This window comes from Bordetella tumbae, assembly GCF_965139195.1.
Taxonomy (GTDB): domain Bacteria; phylum Pseudomonadota; class Gammaproteobacteria; order Burkholderiales; family Burkholderiaceae_B; genus Bordetella_A; species Bordetella_A tumbae.
This window is the reverse complement of sequence record NZ_CBCSJH010000001.1, coordinates 300089-321027: the sequence shown is the minus strand read 5'-3', so window position 1 is coordinate 321027 and position 20939 is coordinate 300089. Positions and strand designations below refer to the sequence as shown.

Annotated in this window: 20 protein-coding genes and 1 tRNA gene; 14 read left to right on the top strand and 7 right to left on the bottom strand. The window is 57.1% G+C overall.

From position 1 onward, the window contains the following. Window position 1: 1 nt before the first annotated feature. Window positions 2-1168: a CobW family GTP-binding protein gene (locus ACNA0J_RS01530; protein ID WP_415816493.1), complete on the bottom strand. Its 1167-nt coding sequence runs from the start codon at window positions 1166-1168 to the stop codon at window positions 2-4. A gap of 187 nt (window positions 1169-1355) precedes the next feature. Here ACNA0J_RS01530 and ACNA0J_RS01525 point away from each other — a divergent pair, with 187 nt between their 5' ends. From ACNA0J_RS01525 to ACNA0J_RS01515, 3 genes are all read left to right on the top strand, one after another. Next, a complete protein-coding gene (locus ACNA0J_RS01525) occupies window positions 1356-2234 on the top strand; it encodes an IclR family transcriptional regulator (protein WP_415815695.1) in 879 nt (292 codons plus the stop codon). A gap of 121 nt (window positions 2235-2355) precedes the next feature. Beyond that, the gene (locus ACNA0J_RS01520; protein WP_415815693.1) at window positions 2356-4410 is read left to right on the top strand and encodes a hypothetical protein; all 2055 of its coding nucleotides are present in this window, start codon (window positions 2356-2358) and stop codon (window positions 4408-4410) included. A gap of 243 nt (window positions 4411-4653) precedes the next feature. Beyond that, complete coding sequence (locus ACNA0J_RS01515; RefSeq protein ID WP_415815691.1) at window positions 4654-5313, top strand: GntR family transcriptional regulator; 660 nt, start codon at window positions 4654-4656, stop codon at window positions 5311-5313. A 37-nt stretch (window positions 5314-5350) separates the two neighbouring features. Here the strand turns inward: ACNA0J_RS01515 and ACNA0J_RS01510 are convergent, their stop codons facing one another. From ACNA0J_RS01510 to ACNA0J_RS01500, 3 genes are all read right to left on the bottom strand, one after another. Then, window positions 5351-6031: an RraA family protein gene (locus ACNA0J_RS01510; RefSeq protein WP_415815689.1), complete on the bottom strand. Its 681-nt coding sequence runs from the start codon at window positions 6029-6031 to the stop codon at window positions 5351-5353. A 29-nt stretch (window positions 6032-6060) separates the two neighbouring features. After that, complete coding sequence (locus ACNA0J_RS01505) at window positions 6061-7029, bottom strand: Bug family tripartite tricarboxylate transporter substrate binding protein (RefSeq protein ID WP_415815687.1); 969 nt, start codon at window positions 7027-7029, stop codon at window positions 6061-6063. 133 nt (window positions 7030-7162) lie between these two features. Continuing rightward, window positions 7163-8047 carry an NAD(P)-dependent oxidoreductase gene (locus ACNA0J_RS01500; RefSeq protein WP_415815685.1) on the bottom strand — a complete coding sequence of 295 codons (885 nt, stop codon included), beginning with the start codon at window positions 8045-8047 and terminating at the stop codon, window positions 7163-7165. 303 nt (window positions 8048-8350) lie between these two features. On the opposite strand from ACNA0J_RS01500, the gene ACNA0J_RS01495 reads away from it, so the two are divergent. Beyond that, a complete protein-coding gene (locus ACNA0J_RS01495; protein WP_415815683.1) occupies window positions 8351-8800 on the top strand; it encodes a type III secretion system chaperone in 450 nt (149 codons plus the stop codon). Window positions 8801-8878: 78 nt separating this feature from the next. Here ACNA0J_RS01495 and ACNA0J_RS01490 read toward each other — a convergent pair whose 3' ends face one another. After that, window positions 8879-9220 (bottom strand): STAS domain-containing protein, encoded by a 342-nt coding sequence (locus tag ACNA0J_RS01490; RefSeq protein WP_415815681.1) that lies wholly within the window; start codon window positions 9218-9220, stop codon window positions 8879-8881. A gap of 117 nt (window positions 9221-9337) precedes the next feature. Between ACNA0J_RS01490 and ACNA0J_RS01485 the strand changes: the two genes are divergently transcribed. From ACNA0J_RS01485 to ACNA0J_RS01445, 9 genes are all read left to right on the top strand, one after another. Beyond that, window positions 9338-9763, top strand: coding sequence for an ATP-binding protein (locus tag ACNA0J_RS01485; protein ID WP_415815679.1), 426 nt, complete (start codon window positions 9338-9340; stop codon window positions 9761-9763). A gap of 117 nt (window positions 9764-9880) precedes the next feature. Beyond that, the gene (alr, locus tag ACNA0J_RS01480) at window positions 9881-11017 is read left to right on the top strand and encodes an alanine racemase (RefSeq protein WP_415815677.1); all 1137 of its coding nucleotides are present in this window, start codon (window positions 9881-9883) and stop codon (window positions 11015-11017) included. Further along, on the top strand, window positions 10995-12614 hold the full coding sequence (locus tag ACNA0J_RS01475) for a cache domain-containing protein (protein WP_415815675.1): 1620 nt from the start codon (window positions 10995-10997) through the stop codon (window positions 12612-12614). Before alr ends, ACNA0J_RS01475 begins: the two co-directional genes overlap by 23 nt. 115 nt (window positions 12615-12729) lie before the next feature. Beyond that, a complete protein-coding gene (locus tag ACNA0J_RS01470; RefSeq protein ID WP_415815673.1) occupies window positions 12730-14997 on the top strand; it encodes a hypothetical protein in 2268 nt (755 codons plus the stop codon). Between the two features lie 36 nt (window positions 14998-15033). Next, entirely contained in the window at window positions 15034-15486 is a 453-nt protein-coding gene (locus ACNA0J_RS01465; protein ID WP_415815671.1) for a type III secretion system chaperone, read from the top strand. Window positions 15487-15501: 15 nt separating this feature from the next. Next, window positions 15502-16233 carry a hypothetical protein gene (locus tag ACNA0J_RS01460; RefSeq protein WP_415815669.1) on the top strand — a complete coding sequence of 244 codons (732 nt, stop codon included), beginning with the start codon at window positions 15502-15504 and terminating at the stop codon, window positions 16231-16233. 76 nt (window positions 16234-16309) lie between these two features. After that, window positions 16310-16666: a hypothetical protein gene (locus tag ACNA0J_RS01455; protein WP_415815667.1), complete on the top strand. Its 357-nt coding sequence runs from the start codon at window positions 16310-16312 to the stop codon at window positions 16664-16666. A gap of 277 nt (window positions 16667-16943) precedes the next feature. Next, the gene (locus ACNA0J_RS01450) at window positions 16944-17336 is read left to right on the top strand and encodes a hypothetical protein (protein WP_415815665.1); all 393 of its coding nucleotides are present in this window, start codon (window positions 16944-16946) and stop codon (window positions 17334-17336) included. Between the two features lie 124 nt (window positions 17337-17460). Beyond that, entirely contained in the window at window positions 17461-17967 is a 507-nt protein-coding gene (locus tag ACNA0J_RS01445; RefSeq protein WP_415815663.1) for a hypothetical protein, read from the top strand. 122 nt (window positions 17968-18089) lie between these two features. Here ACNA0J_RS01445 and ACNA0J_RS01440 read toward each other — a convergent pair. After that, window positions 18090-18164: transfer RNA gene (locus tag ACNA0J_RS01440), tRNA-Arg, on the bottom strand. A 213-nt stretch (window positions 18165-18377) separates the two neighbouring features. On the opposite strand from ACNA0J_RS01440, the gene ACNA0J_RS01435 reads away from it, so the two are divergent. Continuing rightward, window positions 18378-19298, top strand: a complete 921-nt coding sequence (locus ACNA0J_RS01435; RefSeq protein WP_415815661.1) for a c-type cytochrome — start codon at window positions 18378-18380, stop codon at window positions 19296-19298. Between the two features lie 114 nt (window positions 19299-19412). On the opposite strand, the gene ACNA0J_RS01430 is transcribed toward ACNA0J_RS01435, so the two are convergent. After that, complete coding sequence (locus ACNA0J_RS01430; protein WP_415815659.1) at window positions 19413-20939, bottom strand: 3-hydroxyacyl-CoA dehydrogenase; 1527 nt, start codon at window positions 20937-20939, stop codon at window positions 19413-19415.

The following is a 20939-nucleotide window of genomic DNA, read 5'->3' as shown; positions in this document are numbered from 1 at the left end:
GCTACTCCGAATGAGAGGGAACAAAATGAGAAAGTTCAGCCAGCGAGCTGGGTAAAAGCCCAGGCTCATCAATCAAAAGCGCGGAAAGACTTTGCTCCAGCCAATCGCGATCCAGATCAACACCGATGCAGACCAAGCGCGAACGCTCATCCGCATCAGGCCATGCTTGCAAAACGTCTGGCGTATGAAAAACCTTGCCAACGGTCTGCATGAATACAAACGGTCTGACCGCATCCAACATGCGCAGCAGGCCTTTGCTGCGCAATAGCTGATCGCCATAGTGACTCGAGACCAAATGCCACCAGGCAGCCAGCCCCGGCCATGAGATCGGATGGTCAATATGAAAGCCGAGCGTTGAAACACGGGAATGAAACAGCGATGTCACAGCAGAATCGGCTCGATGTGCATCCGGGTCCTGACCGTGACTGTGCTCCTGATCATCGCCATGATGCGCACCATCGTGTCCGGCACCATGCCGATGCTCACCGTGATGATCGCAGTGATGCGACGGGTGCCCTCCCCGCTCCTTGGCGATGGCAGTCAACACAGCCTGACGCTGGAGGCTGCCCGCCGATGCGGTAAAGATTTCGTCTGCGAGGCTGCCCGCCACCGAGTCGCACACTACCGCGGTCACATTCAGTTGACGAATCAGCGCGCGCAGCTCACGGACATCCTGCTCAGGCGCCAGATCGCTCTTAGTGATCACCACACACTCGGCGGCAGCCAGCTGCCGCACGGACTCCGGCTGTGTCACCAACTGCCGCAACCCTTGCTGCCCGTCGACCGTCACCACCACCTGATTCAGACGGATAGTTTCAGTCAGAATCTTGTCGCCCAACAGCGAATGCAAAATCGGCAGAGGTTCCGCCAACCCCGTCGTCTCCACGACGATGCGACGCAACGGCGCGCCGTGCGCACGCGCGGTAGCGCACACATCCAACAAGGTCTCTCTCAATGAGCCGCTCAGGGTGCAGCACAGGCATCCCGACTCCAGCAACATGACGTTATCGGTCACCTGCGCCAGCACGAGTTGATCAATACCGATCTCACCGACTTCATTGACCACCACTGCCGTGCCAGCCGATAGCGGCGAACGCAGCCATGCATTGAGCAAAGTGGTCTTGCCGCTGCCCAAATAGCCCGTCAGCAGATCGCAATCAATACGCATAGACACGCACCGCGCTCCCTTGAAACGCATCTTGCCTGCCTTGGCCCATCTCACCCAGCCATAACGACAAGCGAAATTTAATTTCAACAAGCATAACAAAGCAATTACGGTTACGCTAGAAGAAATTAAATATCGCTGTTCATAACAAAACACTGTCTTGCAGCCTGATCCCCCTTCCGGAGCTCAAATGCGTCAAAATTCTCGCTATCCTCTGCTAAGTCCCGGCTCAGACCGCCACATGATTGAAAAAAACCCCAACTCCGTCGAAGCCGTAAAAGTCGCCGTACGCATCCTGGATGAGCTCGCTGCCCAACAGCGACCCATGGGTGTCACAGAGCTCGCAGACGCCCTGAGCGAAACCAAGCCCCGTGTTCACCGTCATCTCTCCACCCTGAAAGAGATGGGACTGATCGAACAGGAGCGCACCACAGACCGCTACCATCTAGGCTGGCGCGTATTCCAACTGGGCGAAGCCGCGGGGAACCAGTTCGACCTGAGAGCTCGGGCCGAACCCTATATGGTCCGCATACGAGATGAACTGAAAGAAACGGCCGTGCTGGCGGTGCCCATCAATGGCACGCCCATGGTGATTGCCACCGTGGAAAACATCTACGGCCGCATTCTGATCAGTGTCAAACCCGGCAACCGGCCGCTTCCCCATTGCTCGGCGCTGGGGCGGCTCACCCTGGCCTTTCAGCCCCCCGCACTCATAGAAGCCCGCCTGGCGGAATCGCTTCCCCCGGAAACGGACCGGTCGCTCACGGATCCAACACGGATCCGCCAGCGTTTGGAACTCATCCGGCGCCAGTACTACGAGGTCTGCGACGGAGAGATGATGATCGGCGTCAACACCATTGCCGTGCCGATATTTCGTAATGGCGATCAGCTGGCAGGAGCACTGTCCATCGTGGGATCGATTCAAAATATTCCGAATCCGCCTCGCAGACACCAGGTAGAAGTCCTGCAGCATTGCGCTGCGGAACTCTCCAGCCAACTGAGCAGTGAGGCCTATGCTGATTGGCATCTGCGCGAAAGCGCCTCGGAAATATTGAGCGCATTGTCTTAGCCCGCCAGCGGCCGGAACCAAACGCTCGCTGACAGTTACCAAGGATTGCATCCCTCACCGGCCGGGCCGAGCTCCTCGACAAGCCCGATCGCGGGTTCCCTCTGTCACGAGCGAGGCAAACGTGGTCCTCCCTATCCTCAACCTGTTCCCAACCTTCAGCCTGGAGCCAGACGTCTTCGATTTGAATGGCGACGATCTTTCTAGTCAGCCAGAAAACCAAGCCGCCGTCGAAGGCCGTCCATCCGCAACGGTAAAGGAATCCAGCGTAGCCGCCAACACGGCAGCCGCGCCGTCGCCAGAAGCATCCGACGTATCAAACGGGATTGCCTTCCTTTTTAGCGGTCTGGCCGCGCTTCCGCGCCACGCCGCCCAGGGGGCTCAATGGTTATGGTCAGCAGCCCCCTATGCCGCCCAAGAAGACGCGACACTATCAGCCACCTCAGCGGTCCCCGCCCCGCGTCCGTCGCTCTATGAGCGCAACTGTGCCGAGATCCAGAAGCTGCTCAACGAGATCGACGGTGTACTACGCGAGCTCGACAGGGAACTACACAACCAAGACCCTCAGCACCAGCCCGTCATGCCGCCGTCTTTGCAGCCGGGACACGCACAAACCAATAGCGAATATGTCCGCTCTTGGGGCTATTTTCTGCGAGGCGGCGGCGCCGCTGCGACCTCTGCCGTGGGTTGGGGCGCCGTGGCTGCAGGCCTGCCCTATGCCGCCGGTCTGACGGGGAATTTTTTTGCACAAACGGCAGCCCTGCTCGGAGGCGGCTATATCGGTCTCAACACTGTGCGTAACCTCCCCGATCAGGCGCGTCAAAATGCCATCAACCTGGCCATTCAAGACGCCATGCAAGCAGTCGAGCAACGTCAACGCAAACTCCAGCCGCTTATCCAACACGAAGCCCTACGCAAAAATGCGATGGACCGTGTGATCGCCGTGGCAGCGGAACGCCAACAACGCGTCCGGACGCTCGAAAGCAAACTCACCGCACTCACCGAGGCCATTAATACCGCTCCCGCGGCCCCGGCAAGCACTGAGTACGCCAATGCCGCCGGCCTCTGCATCGATTCCTTGAATATGGGCGATGGCGAACAACGTCAACAATCCCTGTCCATGCTCGCCAGCGCCCAGCAGGCATTTCAAGAGCTCTTTGCCGCCGTCAATGCCAACCTCTCGACTGTCGGCAATGCCATCGGATACGGTCTATCTAGTGTGGGCCAAACGATCCATCGCGTCATCGCGATTCCCGGCACATTGTTAGACCGCTATACCGCCTACCGGGCAGAGACCGCCTATCAAAATGGAGAAGGCAAATCCCTGATCCGGGCCCTTACTACACCCATCGAGGGGCCCAGTATCGTCAATGCCAGCTTTCGCAACTCGCAAGAACAGTACCGCCAAGCCTGCGGTTTTTCCCCTCCGCAAGCTGAGGTTCGCAATCAGCTCCACATGGGTCAGCACATCGCCCACGCGCTGGTGATCAGCGACGATCCCACGCCAGGGACTGTCGTATGTTCAAGCGACCTCGGATCGATGGCAGTGAGTTCCAACCTAACCACCACGCGCGCCTTGACGTGGTACCTCGATGCCGCGGCGGACCATCCAGCAGAGGTCGCTCGCGACGCAGCTGCGCCGACCGTGCGCCGCTTGCCGGACAACAGCTTGTTGATCGACGATCCTCACAGCCATTTTTATGACTTCCTCATGCAGGCACCGACGACCTATACGGTCAGCATGGTCGATGCTACAGAACAGAATGACGCCATGAAACCAGGTGTCTTTCAGCTGCATGACTATTATGCCGGCTTTCCGCGCGGCTGCCGTGGCGTACAGTTCGAACGCACCATAGACGAAAATACTGGCGCCTTTGCATTGCGTATCCGTTTGGTAAAAGACCCAGGCACATTCGGCATACAGCCAGCAATCATTCCCTTGCGAGACGACGATCATATCGCCAATCGCCTGCATGCCACCCACCGCGTACACCAGGCGGATCGCTCCATCCTCGCGGCTGACGATTATCAAAACATGTCAAAAGAAGCATTGGCCGCCGCACGTGCGTCTGTCATCGCAGAACTCGCACGCCATGCCAAGCTCGGCCACAGCGAACGGCAACAGCTAGAGCAGCTGGAAAACTGGGAACACCCGAACTTCAGACAGCTGATGGTGTGATACGGGCGCAAACGGTATTGCCATGCTGGCTATCTTGGTACACCTTCACCTCGACGTGACGAAAGGGTATTCATAGCAACGGGATTCAGACAGGCAGAAGCACACAGGACGAAGCAGACGCCTCTTTTCTTGCCTGCACGAGCAGGTCATAATCACCGTCATCACACATATCACCCCCCCCCCATGCCGCGACAGAAGCACCAACGATCATGAGCCCCCCCTTCACCGCCAGAGATTTCGAGCATGCCTAGCGCCAGCGATCTGGTCTATGCAGAGCTTCGCCGCCGTTTGATGTCCGGCGCTTTTCTGCCCGGCGAGCGGCTACGCGAGGAACACATCGCCAGCGAGCTCGACGTCAGCCGCACGCCAGTACGCAGTGCAATCGAACGGCTGATCAATGATGGCTTGGTCACTCGCGAGGAACGCCGTGGCGCCATCGTCCTGGGTTGGCTGGATCGCGACATCACTGAGGCGTTCGAGCTGCGCCTGCTGCTGGAGCCCTATGCCGCGCGCTCGGCGGCCCTGCGCGCCAGTGCCGAGCAGATCAATGACCTAACGAGCATCAATGCCAGCATGCTGCACGCGGTCCAGTCCCAAGACGAAGACCACGTCGCCGAAGTACAGCACTACAACAATCGCTTTCATCACGCCTTGCTGGCCGCTGCGCAATCCGCTCGCGTACGCACTTTGGTCGAAAGCCTGCTGGACATGCCTATCATCATCGGATCGTTCTATTTCTATAGCCGGGACGATATGCTGAGCAGCGTGGAACAGCACAATCAGATCATCGCTGCCATACGTGCGCGCGACCCGGACTATGCGGAAAGCGCGATGCGGTTGCACTTGGCTGCCACCCATCGCCTGTTCCGTAACCAACGCAAAACGGCCCCAAAGCCCGCATAGCGGACTTCGAGGCCGTCGTGACGGACTACCCGCCTGCTTATTTCTGAGCAGGCAGCGCGCAGCCCAATTCCTGCAACCGCGCATCAACCCAAGACGTGTTCAGCTTGCCCGCGGCGATCTCTGCCAGCGTGACTTCTTCTGCCGCGTGCTTGGCAGAGGCCTTTTGGTAGATCTCCTCGGCTTGATCGAACGGAATGCACAGCAGACCATCCTCGTCACCCAGAATCAGATCGCCCGGCTCAATCGTCATGCCATCGAGCGCGACCGTGCCGTTGATCACGCCCGGGCCATCTTTGTAGGGGCCACGATGCGTTACACCTGCGGCATACACCGGAAAGGCGCTCCGGCGGATGGTGCCCGAATCACGAATGGCACCATTGATGATGATGCCCGCGATACCGCGCGACTCGGCATACGAGGTCATGATTTCACCAATGATGGCGTTGGTCAGATCGCCGCCGGCATCGACCACGATCACATCGCCGGGCTGAGCCAGACCCAACGCCTTGTGCACCATCAGGTTGTCACCCGGACGCGTGCGCACCGTCAGCGCGGGGCCGGCCAGCAACGTACCGTCATGCATGGGCCGCAGGCGCGCACCACCTGCAGCCATACGCGACATGCAGTCGCTGATATTTGCCACCGGCAACTTGCGAAATTTCTCGACGAGCTCGGCGCTGACAGCACGCTTGCGGGAAAGAATTTCAAAACCGATCATGAAAGCGCTCCAAATAGGGAAGAATATCGTTATTGCTGCGGGATACCGGCTTGCTGCACCACTTTGCCAAAGACATCGTGATCGGTGCGATGACGTTTCGCCAGATCCTCGGGTGTGCCCTTCATGACACTATAACCAGCCTGCTCGAGTTTCTTGACCAGCTCGGGCTTGCCCAACGCCTGGTTGACCGCACCATTCAAAGTTGCAATCACGTCATCGGGCGTTTGGCCCGGCGCCATCAAGCCCCACCAAATCGTTTGGTTAATGGTCTTGAACCCGCTCTCCACAAACGTCGGCACATCGGGCAGTGCTGGCGAACGTTCATCGGCAACTACGGCCAGCGCACGCACTTTGCCGCTGCTGATCTGCGGCAACAGCGACGCGACGGATCCGGTGTACAGCGCGATCCGGCCGCTCATCAAATCGGGAAAGGCCTGCGACCAGCCACGATATGGGACATGCATCAACTCCATACCGGCGGCGCTGCGCCACAGATAACCGATCAAATCACCGCTGCCGCCAATGCCGGGGATACCCAGAGACACCTCCCCCGGCTTGGCCTTGGCTGCTTTCACCACATCGTCCAGGGTTTTATAGGGCGAATCGGGCAGCACCACAAACACGCTGGGAGACGAGGCCACCAATCCTACCGGCTTGAAATCCTTGAACGTGTCATAGCTCAGCTTTTTATATAGCCACGGATTGAGCACGATGTTGTCAGTCTGCGCCATGACCAGCGTATGGCCGTCGGGCTTTGCACGTGCCGTGGCGTCCAACGCCAGATTGCCGCCCGCCCCCGGCTTGTTCTCGACGACGATGTTCCAACCCTGATCCTGGCCGATGGCCGTTGCCATCATACGGGTCAGTGTGTCGGTACCGCCTCCCGGCGGGAACGGCGAAATGAACGTAATAGGTGAACCCGCCATATCGGCTGCCACAGCAGCGGCCGAGCACGATACCAGCACGGCAGCTGCCATCATTTTCTTTAGGACTTGCATTGTCTTCCTCTTTCTATCGTAAGCAGGGCCACGCCAACACGGCGTTGGCCTTGCGTAGTAATTCTTTGCGTAGCGCCGACCTTGGCGTGAGTATCCATTGCGCCGCGCGCTACATCAAGGCGCGGCGGTAAAATCACTTTTCCTGGGCCAAAGGCGTCAACCAAGCCAAGCGGGCCTGCACGGTATCGGGTAACTCCAACGGCGCGCCACCTTGCGCCGCGCGGGCGTCGTTGATCCCTTGTGTCGTACGGGCGAATAAACGTTCGACGCCATCGAGCACCAAAGGCTGCAAGCCCGCTTCGACCAATTGTTCGCGCGCCTCTCGCACCTCTGCCAGGCGACGCGGCGCGTGCAGCACATGAGAACGCACAAACGAATCGATAAATTTTGTCAGCGGCGTACGGTCGATATCTCCTAATACGTCATACAAGGCGTTGCGCAGACCGAGCTTTTCCGCAGCGACCAGGCACTCGACCGCCAGGCTTTCCATGCCCTTGGTCATGATGCTGCGCAGGAGCTTCAACTGCACGGCATCGCCGGCCTGCCCATCGATCGCTTGGGCGGGAATATCGCAGGCCTGGGCAAACTCGACGACGGCAGCGGCGCCCGTCCCGGCCGTCAGCAACGGGGTACGCGCCCCGAGCAGGGCAATGGCCCCCATGATCGCGACGTCTGCAAAGGGTACGCCGTGCGTGGCAGCAACCGCCGCAGCCGCACGCATGTCTGCCGCACTGGCTGTCGTGAAATCCGCAAACAGTGCATTACTGCCCAGATATGGCAACGCCTGCGCAGCCACTTCTTGAGCCGCGTAGCCAAACACAGCCGATACCACCAGATCCACATCGGCCAACCAAGGCCCCGGCGTCGCATGCAACGCCGCTCCATAGCTCTGCACACGGGCCTGCATGTCGGCATCCTGCCGCAATTCGCACACGGCGGCGATCTCGTGCCCCGCAGCTAACCAAGCCTGGGCATAACAATGCCCCACCTCACCACAACCAATTAACGCGATCTTCATTTTGTTCCGGCTGATCCAATCTAAACACGCATAAAAATACAATAAAAAAACAATTCAATATGTAACTCCAGCCAATATTGCACATTTATGAGGGTAAACCCTTTATTAAACGAACATAATCAGTACAAATAGACAACGACGCCACCCCTCCGATGTGTACACGGCGAACGAACCATCAAGCGTCTCGGCAATTTTCCCCACAAGCGTGTCATTGGAACCAGGAACCCGCCAGGCGTTACCAACGTTCGCTGTCATTCCCGAGCGGCTCGCGCTCGTCGTCCTTTCGCCACCATCGAGGTCGTCATGTCACGCTACGAACATCTACTCAGAAACTACGCCGCCATCATGGGTCTGGAACCTGTGCAGTGGCTGCTGGCTACACAAGAAATAGTGATCAATGGCATCACTGTCAGCCTGATGCTGGATGGCGACGACGATATCGGGGATATCGTGTTCTGTACCAATCTGGGCGTTCCGGACCACAGTGAATCGCTTCACGTCCTCATGCTGCAAGCCAACGCGCTATGGACAGGTACGGGAGGTTGTACCTTGGGTCTGCAATATGGCACCGGCGCCGTGTTGCTCGCAGGCCGTACGCCACTGCCCTTGTGCCACGCCAAAGGCTTCGCCGACATGATCGGCGCCTTTGTGGATATCGCGCTGCGGTGGAAGCCCTTCATCGAAAGAACGGCAGCCGTCGAATTAGCAGCGCCGTCTTCGCCCGGCACTGCTGCTGAGCCTGCCTTTGCATGACGCTATCTACCCGGACACATACGAGCGCCATCGCCTGGCCAGTCCGTTCACCAGCCGTGAACGGAACGACGGACAAGCTCAGTCCACAGCAGTAGTACGCAAGGCTTCTTCACGTGTCTCCACCACCGCCAGGATGGACAGAAACCCGCTGATATCAAACACCTCGCGCACCCGTGATTGCAACGCACACAAGACCAATTTTCCATTTACCTGTTTGAGACGCTTGGCCAACAACAGCACCACGCGTAATCCAGCGCTGGAAATATAGCTGAGCAGAGCCAGGTCCAATACGATCCGATGCTCACCTTTATCGACCTGTGATAACAACTCTGCCTCGATCGCCGACGCATTGCCGCTATTGATCTGCCCTTCGGCAGATATCACCACGGTGTCTTCGATTTTTTCGATTGCAAGCGCCATTTCATTGCCTCGTAAATGCGCATTAAGTGCAAGCCCACCAATCATTCATGGGACGGATGGTACGTCAACATGTTCCCGCAGACCGATACGCTTGACCTCATTCCCGATGGAAACACTGTGAAGTCGGCCACTCAGTGGCTGGAGACCATTTGTCGTCGTGAAAACTGGCCATCAGCAGTGGCGTTTGCCCTGACACTCAGCCTGGATGAAGCGCTCACCAACATCGTTTCCTATGCGTTTCAGACCACTGACCATGCCGATGGCAATCATCGCACGAATGACGATTCAACACCACGCACCATTCGCTTACGTTGCACGTTGACGCCCGCCCAGGTTCGTCTCGAAATCATCGACAATGGCCAACCATATGACCCCACTCAACCCATCACCCCGCCATTGGCCACCTCGCTGGACGCAGCACATTTAGGCGGACATGGCTTGCGTCTCATGCGCCACTATTTATCAGGCATGTCTTATGTGCGTCGCGATCAAAAAAACTGCATGACATTGCTGGCAGACCTAATGAACCGCCCCATGATGTAAACAATGAGCAGTCATTCTTGGCGTCTGCTCGCATGGAACTAATTTTTGTCTGAAGTTACTCAGGCTCATTGCCCAACCGTAATTTCGCATTGCCAATTGATCGTCCGTTCCTGTTGCATGAACTCCCCCCCCCATTCCGAGACCTCGAAAAGCCGGTTGACACGTGTGCAGGTGGACCTCAACGCCGTTGCACACAACGCTGCCTGCTTACGTACAGTGTTGCGGGGTAATCATCCGCCGCGTATCTGGGCAACGGTGAAAGGCGATGCGTACGGCCACGGCATCGCCAACGTGATAGCGGGGCTGGCGCAGGTTGATGGACTGGCCGTATCGAACGACGCCGAACGGCAAGCCTGCCGGCGTGCTGGATGGCGAGGCCCCATTCTCATGTTGAACGGCCTGGCTTCAATAGACGACGTGCAGCCATTGCATGACCCTGAACTACATCTAGTCATTCATCATCCGTCACAACTCTCCTGGTTACGAACGCACTCACCTGATCACCCTCCGTCGGTATGGCTGCGTTATGTGGGCGATCTCAACTACACCGGCATGAATACGTGCACGTATCGTCAGGCGTATGAAATCGCTGAAGCCATGCGCCGAGCCGGTCAGATTCGCATGGTCGGCCATTTCAATCATTACGCGCAATCAGATAGCGTAGACGGCATCCGCCGTGCCAGCCAACAGTTCATGAAGACCATTCGCGGCCTGTCAGGCCCTGTCTCCACGAGCAACTCTGCAGCGCTGCTACTGCATCAGGAACATAGCGCGACAAACGACTGGGTACGCCCGGGCCTTATGCTTTACGGAGCAAGCCCGTTGGCGCATCGCGCCGGCCCCCAATTAGGATTGCGGCCAGCCTTGCTATTACAGTCCGAACTGATCTCTATCCAGACCTTACCCGGCAACACGTCTCTGGGCTATGGCGGCGCGTTCGTCACCCCGCGCGCAATGCCCATAGGCATCGTCGCTTGCGGCTACGTCCATGGTTACCCTCGGCAGGCCGGCACAGGAACGCCAGTTCTGGTTAATGGAATACGAACCACATTGTGTGGCCATGTCTGCATGGATCTCATGGCCGTCGATCTCACACCCATTCCTCATGCCGAGCCGGGCATGCCCGTCACGCTTTGGGGCACCGCCGAACTACCAGCCGAAGAAATCGCCCGCCATGCTGGCACGATCGCCGCTGCGCTGTTTACCGGCTTGAGCGCTAACTTACCGATTCATGTCATTCCAATCGCTACATAGCAAGATTTTCGCGCTGGTAACTGCGATTCTGGCAGCGATCGCCATTGTGGTCATGCTGACGTCGCAACGCAATGTGACCGATACCGTCATGACCAGCGAGCAGCACGCCATCAGCAACGTGCTTGACCTCATCCAGCACGACGCAGCAGCACGCTGGGGCGCCATGCTCAACAACAAAGTATCTATCGTACGCAATGGTAGACGCCAGCTGATGCAAACCGGCAAACTCATTGAAGCTACGCTGGAATCGTATGCAAGGCTAGCCGACGAGGGCTTCATCACAAAAGCGATGGCTCAAGATCTGGCACGGGAATGGATCAACCAATTGCATTTCGACGGCGATCGCTATGCCTTTGTCTTTGATACTCGATACATCGTGCTGGCCAGCGGATATCCGGCGATGAGAGGCCGCGATCTCTCGTCAATAAATGACTACAAGAATCGGCCGCTTGCACAGTCTTCGCTCGAAGAAAGCCGCGATTCCGGTTATAGCTTTGCGATCTACCGCAGGCCGACCTCGACTGAGCCTGCCGGCCGTATTCAGCAAGACTTTCAGGCGCTGGTTGGGGACGACGACAACTCACGCTACGCTTATTTCGATTATTTTGGTCCGTGGAACTGGGTCTTGGCCGTCAGCGACAGTGCTGCAGATGTCATCGAACAGATTGAGGAATACCGCACACAGATGGAGAACGCCGTGCGGACGACGTTATTACCAATGAAACTGGCGCATTCCGGTTTTGTGTTTATTGTTGCCGATGACGGGCGCTTCGTCGTCGCCCCCCCAGATACACATCATGGCTTTCTCGATAATCGCTTCGACGACGGCCAGACATTACGCCAACGTCTGAATGCCCCCACTCGCGCAAATCTCCACGGCCTGCAGGTCGACGGATCACGAGGCCCTTGGAAAATTGACAGCGCACACTATGCGCCACTGCATTGGACCATCGTAGCGGCGGTCCCTGAAAATGACTTGAGCGCCCCGGCCCGCAAACTGCTGCGCAGCCAGGCCCTGATCTTCGGCGCCATGTCATTGGCTGCGCTATTGAGCGCATGGTTTTTCGCCGCACGCATCGTACAGCCTCTCAAACGGTTGACATCGTATGCACGACAACTCCCTGATCAGGCACTGCGGGTCGAGGGAAACGTGCCTCATCACATCGCCGCCCTGCCAGATCAGCACAGGGACGAAGTGGGCCGGCTCGCAACGGCCTTTATGTACATGGACAGCAAGCTGCGGGAAAACATCCATCACGACAAGAGCAAAGACATCACACATGCCTATTGCTTCTTAAGCAATGCTCCTGCGACGCATCGGGATGCGTTCTTTGCCATGCTGTTGCAAGCCCATATGTTCGGTGCCGCAACAGACGGCTGCATGTTTGGCTTCGAACCTCAGCAGGATCAGGTGATTTTGTTCAAGACCATTTCACTCGCGGATCTGGATAGTCACGCGGCGATTGCACAACTGGAAGCCCTCGTTAATCAGGCTGGCCGCTGGGCTGCCTATTTGCCCCATCTGATCGAGGACTGGGAGCAAAAAGTCGTACAGGCCGCAGTCAACGTCGCTCAGGCTCTGCCTGTCCATGGATAAGCCTTGCTCGTTCGCATGCCTTGAGTACTCACGCGTTTGATCTCGGCGCAGCAATGCTGCCTTCCAGCTCATCGTGACGCAGTCGGGGTTTTAACTTCTTTTTTGGTTAATTATCATGCACATCCCTGTCTACCAATCTATCTCGCTCGTGGTGAACACCGCTGCGTTCGGTGCTCTGAATTACGCTGACAACCTGAATGACCTGGTCTCACGCATCACTGGCGGTCGAGTCACCCGCAACACGCTCGCCGAAGCCGTTCTCCACCAAGCGATCGGACTGGGATTGAGTATCGCTGGAACCCACAAAGCCGTCGACAAGTATGCGGAGTCCATTGCGGGCATCACCGGCGCCCAGCTGATTGGATATGCTGATCAAATTCTGCGCGGCACTGATGATGAGCAGTTTTCTGCCAGTGTCAAAGAGTTGCTGACGCATACCTTGGACAAGCAAGCGACCGCCGGCAAGATTCCTGATGAAGCCAAAGAACCTGCCATTAATCTTGCGCAGAATCTGATCAACAACTACATCGGCAAACAAGCCATTCACCAGCTCCTGGGCGCGTATGCCCACGATCATGGCTGGGATACGCTCACCGACAGAATCCAAAATGCCCTCGTTCCAGACAGAGACTTCACTTACACCAATCGCTTGATTTTGGCCGGCGTAGGTGTGGGCACTGATTTCCTGCGAATCCTGGTCGACCGGGCAATCGTGGAGAGCCCGTCATTTCAGCTGAAGGAGGAGTTCTACACGAAACCGGAATTGAAACTTGCAGCCGGGTGCCTGCATGCGTATCTGATTAACGATGAGAATTGTACGGAAGCGTTGACCAACTACACGCCCACGAAGCCGCTGGTCGATGAGCCATTCATCCGCAACGTGGCCGAATTGACCACGGCGCTGGCTGCGCAAGTTCACCTCAACGCAGTTAAAGTTCTGGCCAAGGCCGGCAACGCGCTAGAGCAAGCGAATGCCAAACTTGCCCTGCAGGAGGCCGAACCCACCGCGGCGCAAGATGAAATAGACAAGGAGGTAGACGAGTTTGTGCTGGTCGATGCAATCGCGGACGACGAGGATGATTTCGTGCTAGTCGATGCATCGGATGACGGTATGGACGAGAATAAAGCGGCTCTGGTCGGCTCATCGAAAGCGGATACTCAGAGCAAAGTTTTGCTGACTGACTTACCCAAGCAGGACGTCGATATCAGCGACTTTGTAATAATGGATACCAATGAGCAGATAGATGCAAAAGATGCTCAGGAAGCCTACGAGAAGGCCCAGGCGGGCATCGAAAAGGCCCGCGAAAATGCCGTGCGATTCAAAGCGTTAAGCGAAGCAATCGGCATGGTGCTCATGACCGACCCGGACACAAGAAATGCTGAGCGTATCGAGAATGCTTTGAATGTCTTGTTAAAAGCCATTCCGGCCGACTTTGGTCTCAAGCATCTTTTAGCCTCCACCCTGTCCAGAACGACTGAGTTACCTGCGCAGAGTATTATTGGCACGTATGTCGCCATTCCAGAATATGGCGGCTGGGATGGTCTGGAAGCGTTGCTGATTAATACCGTTGAGAAGAACCTGGAACGCCTGGAGAATGAGGCTGTAAAACAGGCGGCGGAAGAAGCCGAAAAAGCGCTGAAGTTGCAGGAGCTCGCGCAACGACGGGCGGACGAATATGCGATACAACGGGATAAGGACAATCCAAACACCCAAAATGCGGCAGCAAGAATCCCTGACCCACAACCCGAACAGGACACGGCGCAGACAGGGACAGCGGCGGCAAACGGCCTAGAAAAATCGCTGGCACAGAGCGACCCGCAAACCGATAACAAGGAACGCTCCTGGGTTCGACGGGCCATCCCGACATTAGCGGTCAAGCTTGCCATCCAGCATCTGCGTCCCTATATCGATAAGGGTGATTTCAAGCACCCCGACGTCCCCGAGTATAAGGCCGTAGCCGCACTGCTTCATCACAATCAGGAAGCTCTCGGTGGCAACATTTCGTATGTGCAGATCGCACGCAATAGCGCGCTCATCGTAGCTCAGTACATGGTCACCCGCGCGTCAAGCGGCGCGCAGTCTCTGGGCAGTGCTGCGGTGGGCTATGCAAGCAGCGCGGTACAAACAGGCGCCGAAGTTGTAGGAACTCAGTTTCAGTCGGCCAGCAACCAGATCATGGCGGCGGGCGGTCTCGCGAATGCATTGCTCAGCCCTGCAGTATCGGTCGCTACGACCACTGGCGGTTTCGTGGCGGGGCTATGGAACAGACTCAGTCCGTTCGCTGCGGCGCCTGATGAGACGGCGGTGGCCATCCCTGCTGCCACTCGTAACGACACGGATAACAACACGATCGCTGCCAACTTACTGGCCGCCAACACCTAAGACGTCAAGCTTACTTAAAACTGAAAGGACTGTGCCATGTCTTCCCGTTATGTGGCTTTGTTGACCGCGTTCGCAGGCGAAATCGGATTGCCATCGATCGAGCAATTTCTGAAAACGAAGGAACTCATCAACGATGGCATCACCATCAGTTTGTTTTACGAAGGAGACGATCAGGCGGGAGACGTCGTTCTGTTTTCCGCGCTGGGCGAAATCTTGGCCGAACGTACCGCCGAGATTCTGCAAGTCGCTATGGAGGCCAACTATCTCTGGGCCGCTACTGGCGGCGCCACGTTAGGGGTGAGCGGCAACACGTTGGCCATGTCGTTACGTATCCCATTGGTCTTGTTGGATGCACATTCGCTGGCCAACGTGGCCGGTGCCTTTACCCAAACCGCCACATTCTGGCGGCGATATACCAACGGCGCGCTGGAGCGGGTTGCTCATCCAGGCGACCTGGAGCAACGCCTGGCGTTTTCTAACAAGCCTTAGCAGGGGAAAACTATCATGATGAAAACTGACAATAATTCTGTGCAATACCCCGAGCTTCGTTTTACTCATGAGGCGCTCGATGATATTGCAGGAACGTCATCTCCCGTTCATGGCGGTGCCGCCACGAACGGCCCGGTAGACGGAATGGGCCCATTGCACGGAAAAAGAATTGAACCCGGGGACGGTGAGCACGGCAGCAAAGCTCAAGAAAACGCATCCAATCACAAAGCAGGCTTCCTTTCGAGCTTAGCCACGTATGGCTGGTATGTCGCCACGCTGCCGGTCTCATTGTTCAACGCAGTGACTTCGAATTTGATCGCCGCGGGTGACGCCACAGTCAGCGCACTGCTGAGTATTCTGCCTGGAAAGCGTACCGAGGATTCTAACGAAACCAGGGCGAATACAACGCACACAGGGAAAACACTACGCCCAAGACCATCGGGGGTGCACCGGGGTCTACCTGAGGGAGTCGCCCGCGACTACAACGAACTGATTTCGCGTGCCCATAGATTTGGGTTTGGGCTATCGGAGCGCTCCGTTAAGGCTGGAGATAGCTCAGAGCCCAAAAAAATCGCTGATCTCGTCAACGTAGCCAAAAAAATTCACAACGAGGCAGCAGAAGAACTGGAAGCAATACGGAACGTGAGAACATCATCGGCGCAATCCCGAATAGGTACGGCTGGTTGGGTGCACCGCACAGCCTCGGAATTCATCAAAGGGTATGGTACTAGCCCGACTACACCGTAGGTCTACTTTCTAGCGTCATCTCAATCCGTCGAGGATATTGGAATCATCATTTTGGCCTGCAAGCAAGCCTTTCTAAATGACGGTTCTTTCCGCGTATTTTTTGTTTTTCGAGGTGCTTATCATGACGATTAATCCGGCTTCTTCGCCCACTCTGCCCCACACACAACTCCAAACACTTCCCAGCGTGCCAGACAAGAGTGCGCAAGATCGCTTTGACGCCTTGCTGAATTCTGATCCGTCTAATGCCCGAGGCGAACAAAGCAAAAAACTGAATCCTGGCGTAGACCGCTCTGGAACGGTCGGAGAGCCACTGAAGACGCTCAGTGGAGTGATGAGTGACCTTCAGGCAAAGCTCTACGCGCTGCAACCAGGGGGAAATCAGCATCCGCCCAGCGTGCTTCCCAGTCCGGCAATCAAAAACAAACCGGCTTAAAACCAGCCCTCAATGACACGCGGCAGCGAGCATGCTTGAAAGGCTCCTTTACTAGGTGACCGGAACAAGGCCTGACGCGCACGGCAGGCCGGACGAACGACGCTGACACAGCAGGCCACTGAGGTTGGAGCACTCATCATTCACGAAAGGCCATCTCGAGCACAGCGCTGAATAACGGCTAACGCCACGATCATGACCTGACGCAATTCACCGTCAGCATTGTTGATCAGAAATGGCGGTGTACGTTGTCTGCGAGTCGTGACACTGAGGATTCTCCATGAAGCTATCGCCAATCCATGATTTCTGTTTCTCTAGTGGGCCCGAACAATGTCATGAAAAGCCGAACGGCACCGGCATCGCGAAGAGCCGCGTCCTGAAGCCACGCAACACATCTGCCAGGAAGCACCCAGTACCGCAACACATTCAGGAAGACTTCAGCGAGCTCATTACGCGCGCGCAGCGCAGCGGTATTGATCTACCCAGGGGTGCGATAGAAGCCCAGCAGCGTCCCGGCTCCAAATCCCTATCAGCGCTGGCCGGTTTCGCGAAAAGCATTGAAAAAGAAGCGGACAAGACCAGGAATTTATCTGCCCTGCCGTGGGCGGCAGAGGCAGAACTCACCGCGCTGGCCATCCATGCAGGAATTTTTGCGAGGAATACACATACATAGACAGGCTACTTATTTCACTAAGCAGTAGTAGCTGCCGTTGTGCCATTAGCAGGGATTCGTGGACTTGGCGGGCTTATGCAGCAATTTTCCCATTCAGTCAGTTCTCTATACGGTGAGGCACACTATGAGCATAAGCGTTAAGACTGCACTTTCCTATTGGTTTCCTGTACACACCGCTGTCGGCCGTGCGATCGGCAATTTAATTAGTCCACAGAAAGACTCTTTCAAGCAAGCATCTGACTTGATCAAGGAGCACAATCCGGCAGAGTTCAACAAATTTATCACTGACGAAAAATTCGACGTCATGGCTACCGATAAAAACGGGCAGACGCTGCTGCATGTGGCTGCCGCGAGCGGAAACCAGGAGGAAGTGGACATGCTAATCGGCGTTGCCAATAAGTCTGGACAACGGCTCGATTTGGTCAACGCAAAGGACCATACCGGAAAAAGTGCCCTCGATATCGTAAAAGAGTCGCCAGCGGGACCGAGCCGCGATTATCTCAAAGACACGATTTCCTACGCTCAACTAAGTGATGCAGAACGTACTGAAAAAATGCAAGACCAGCAAGCGAATACCGTTAGCCCAACGCCGGGAGAGGTGAAGGCAAAGAGGATAGATAAGTTCGCATGAGAGCCTAGCGTGTACAGCTCTGACCAGACGATGATGGCGACGCATTGGCCGTCGTCATCGTTCTGATGAACCAGCCGATTCCATTAATTTTTATAAGAAAAATCAGCAAGCTGTTGAATTCTTGGCGCGCCCGACAGGAATCGAACCTGTATCAAGAGCTTCGGAAACTCTCATTCTATCCATTGAACTACGGGCGCAAAGAGGCGGTATTGTACCTAAGTTTTTGCTTCTTGCGGTGGTGCGACATATGGAATGTCCTGCCGTCCCTGTTTTTGTTTCACATGCGTTATATAATCGGGCGTTTGCATGCGGGGTCGGTCTTGCTTTGCGACCACTCCTTGCGTAGTAGTTGATTCGTCGTCTGTTGCCGCCATTAGGCGCCCCGGTACCCGATTTGCAGGATATAGGTTATGAGCAACGAGCAGGAACACAACGAAGAACACGCCTCGCCCATCAAGACCCCCAAACAGCTGATCGTCACGGTCGTGCTGGCTTTTGTCCTCCCCATCCTCATCATTATTTTGCTCGTGAATATGGTCACATCGGGCACTAAAGTGGGTGCGGGCTCCGACACACTAACCACAGACGCCATTAATAAGCGTATTGCCCCAGTATCGGGTTTCGAGCTCGTCGACGCCAATGCACCCAAGGTCTTCAAGACCGGAGAACAGGTCTTTCAAGCTGTCTGTACGGCCTGTCACACCGCGGGTGTGGCTGGCGCACCCAAACTCGGAGACAAGGCAGCCTGGGGGCCATTTATCCAGAGTGGCTACGACACCATGTTGAACGTCGCGTTGCATGGCAAAGGCGCCATGCCCGCAAAAGGCGGCAACCCTGCACTAAGCGACTACGAAGTGGCTCACGCCGTGGTGTACATGGCGAATCAGTCAGGCGGGTCGTTTGACGAACCGGCGGCACCTGAGCAAGCAGGGGCCTCGGCAGCAGCCTCACAGCCCGCTGCAGCGCCAGCGGCTCCGGCCGCCGCAGCACCAAGCCCTGCTCCAGCGGCCGGTAATACACCTGCTCCGGCTCCAGCCGCTGCAGCCCCCGCCCCGGCGCCAGCCCCTCAGCAGGCACAGGCTGCAGTCAATCCGGCCGGGGAAAAGCTCTATAAAAGCACCTGCTTCGCCTGTCATAGCGCAGGGATCGCCGGCGCACCCAAGTTTGCTGACAAAGCAGCCTGGGAGCCTTATATCAAGACAGGCATCGACGCGATGGTGAAGGTTGCCATGCAGGGCAAAGGTGCCATGCCGCCAAAGGGCGGAGCGGCAAATGCCTCTGAAGACGATATCCGGGCCGCGGTCGAATATATGGTGAATGCCGCTAAGTAATCAGCAAGCGGCATTGAAGACTGGCGGTTTCGCGATCGATCACGCCATTGAGAGTCAGTCGAATCAGAACCAGACGGCGAGGCACCCGATAGAGGCGCCTCGTCTCATTGTGGTTTACGCAACTGCTTCGGCCAGCAGCGGCAATCCTAGTTGCACGCGGCGCTGCAGCCACAGGCTGGGGCGGTAACGCATGTCGCCCGTGACGCGTTGCAGATTGCGCAGGATTTCGAGAATGCGCTCACCGCCCAAGGCGTCGCCCATGGCGAGCGGGCCGGCGGGATAGCCCAGACCCAGCGTCACAGCACGATCGATATCGGCAGGCGTTGCAATGGCCTGCTGGGCAATCTCCGCCGCCACATTCACGATGGCGGCCACGATGCGTTGCGCAACAAAACCCGGGGAGTCTTGAATCACACTGACGGGTGCGCCGTCGCCAGCCAGCAAGGCATGCGCAGCATCACGCCAATTTGCTTGGGTGGCTGGCGAAAGCATCAGCGTACGGCGTTTGCCGCTTTCCAAGGGATGCAGCGTGTCCAGACCAACGGTGCGAGCCGCGTCCAGTCGCTGTTGGTAAACGCTGGTGGAGACGTCTTCGCCGAACGGCGTCACGATGATCAAGGCCTGGGCGGGCGGCTCGGCGGCCTCGACGAGATTGGCGTTCAGACTTTGCAGCAAGGCGCGGGCACGGGCGTGTCCCTCGGCATGCGCTGGGCTGATCCAGACTTGCAGGCCTGCCTGGGCCGCTGGCACGGGTGGCTCGGCCGGGACTTGCTTTTGACCGTCTGGGTAGGCGTAAAAGCCTTCGCCGGCTTTGCGGCCGATGAGGCCACCTGCCAAGCGCACGGTGGTAATAGGCGACGGCCGGAAGCGCGGCTCGTCAAAGAACTGGCGGTAGATGGATTCCATCACCGGATGCGAAACGTCCAGCGCCGTCAGATCCATCAGCTCGAAGGGCCCCATCCGAAAGCCCGCCTGTTCGCGCATGATGGCGTCGATTTGCGCAAAGGGCGCGACGTTTTCCTGTGCGACGCGCAAACCCTCGATGTTCATCCCACGGCCCGCATGGTTGACGATAAAGCCGGGCATGTCTTTGGCACGGACAGGCGTATGGCCCATGCGGCGCGCCAAAGCGGCCAGGGCATCACCCGCTGCCGGATCGGTGCGCAGGCCGTCGATGACTTCGACGACCTTCATCAACGCGACGGGGTTGAAAAAATGAAAGCCCGCTACGCGCTCGGGATGCTTGCACGCAGCGGCAATCGCAGTGATCGACAACGACGAGGTGTTGGAGGCCAGGATGCAGTCAGCGCCGACGATGGCTTCGAGTTGAGAAAACAGGTCGCGCTTGATATCCAACCGCTCGACGATGGCCTCGATGACGAGCTGCGTGTCTGCCAGATCTTGCAAGCTGGCGGCGGGCACGACGCGTGCCAATGCGGCGTCGGCCTGCTCGGGACTGAGCTTGCCCTTTTTCGCGAGTTTGTCCCACAACTGACGCAGGGACTCGCGCGCGGCGGCCACGGCATCGGCGCTCGTGTCGTACAGGCGGACCTGCACGCCTGCCTGAGCAGCGATTTGCACAATGCCTCGGCCCATGGCGCCCGCACCTACCACGGCAATGGTTTGAATATCGCTTGTCAT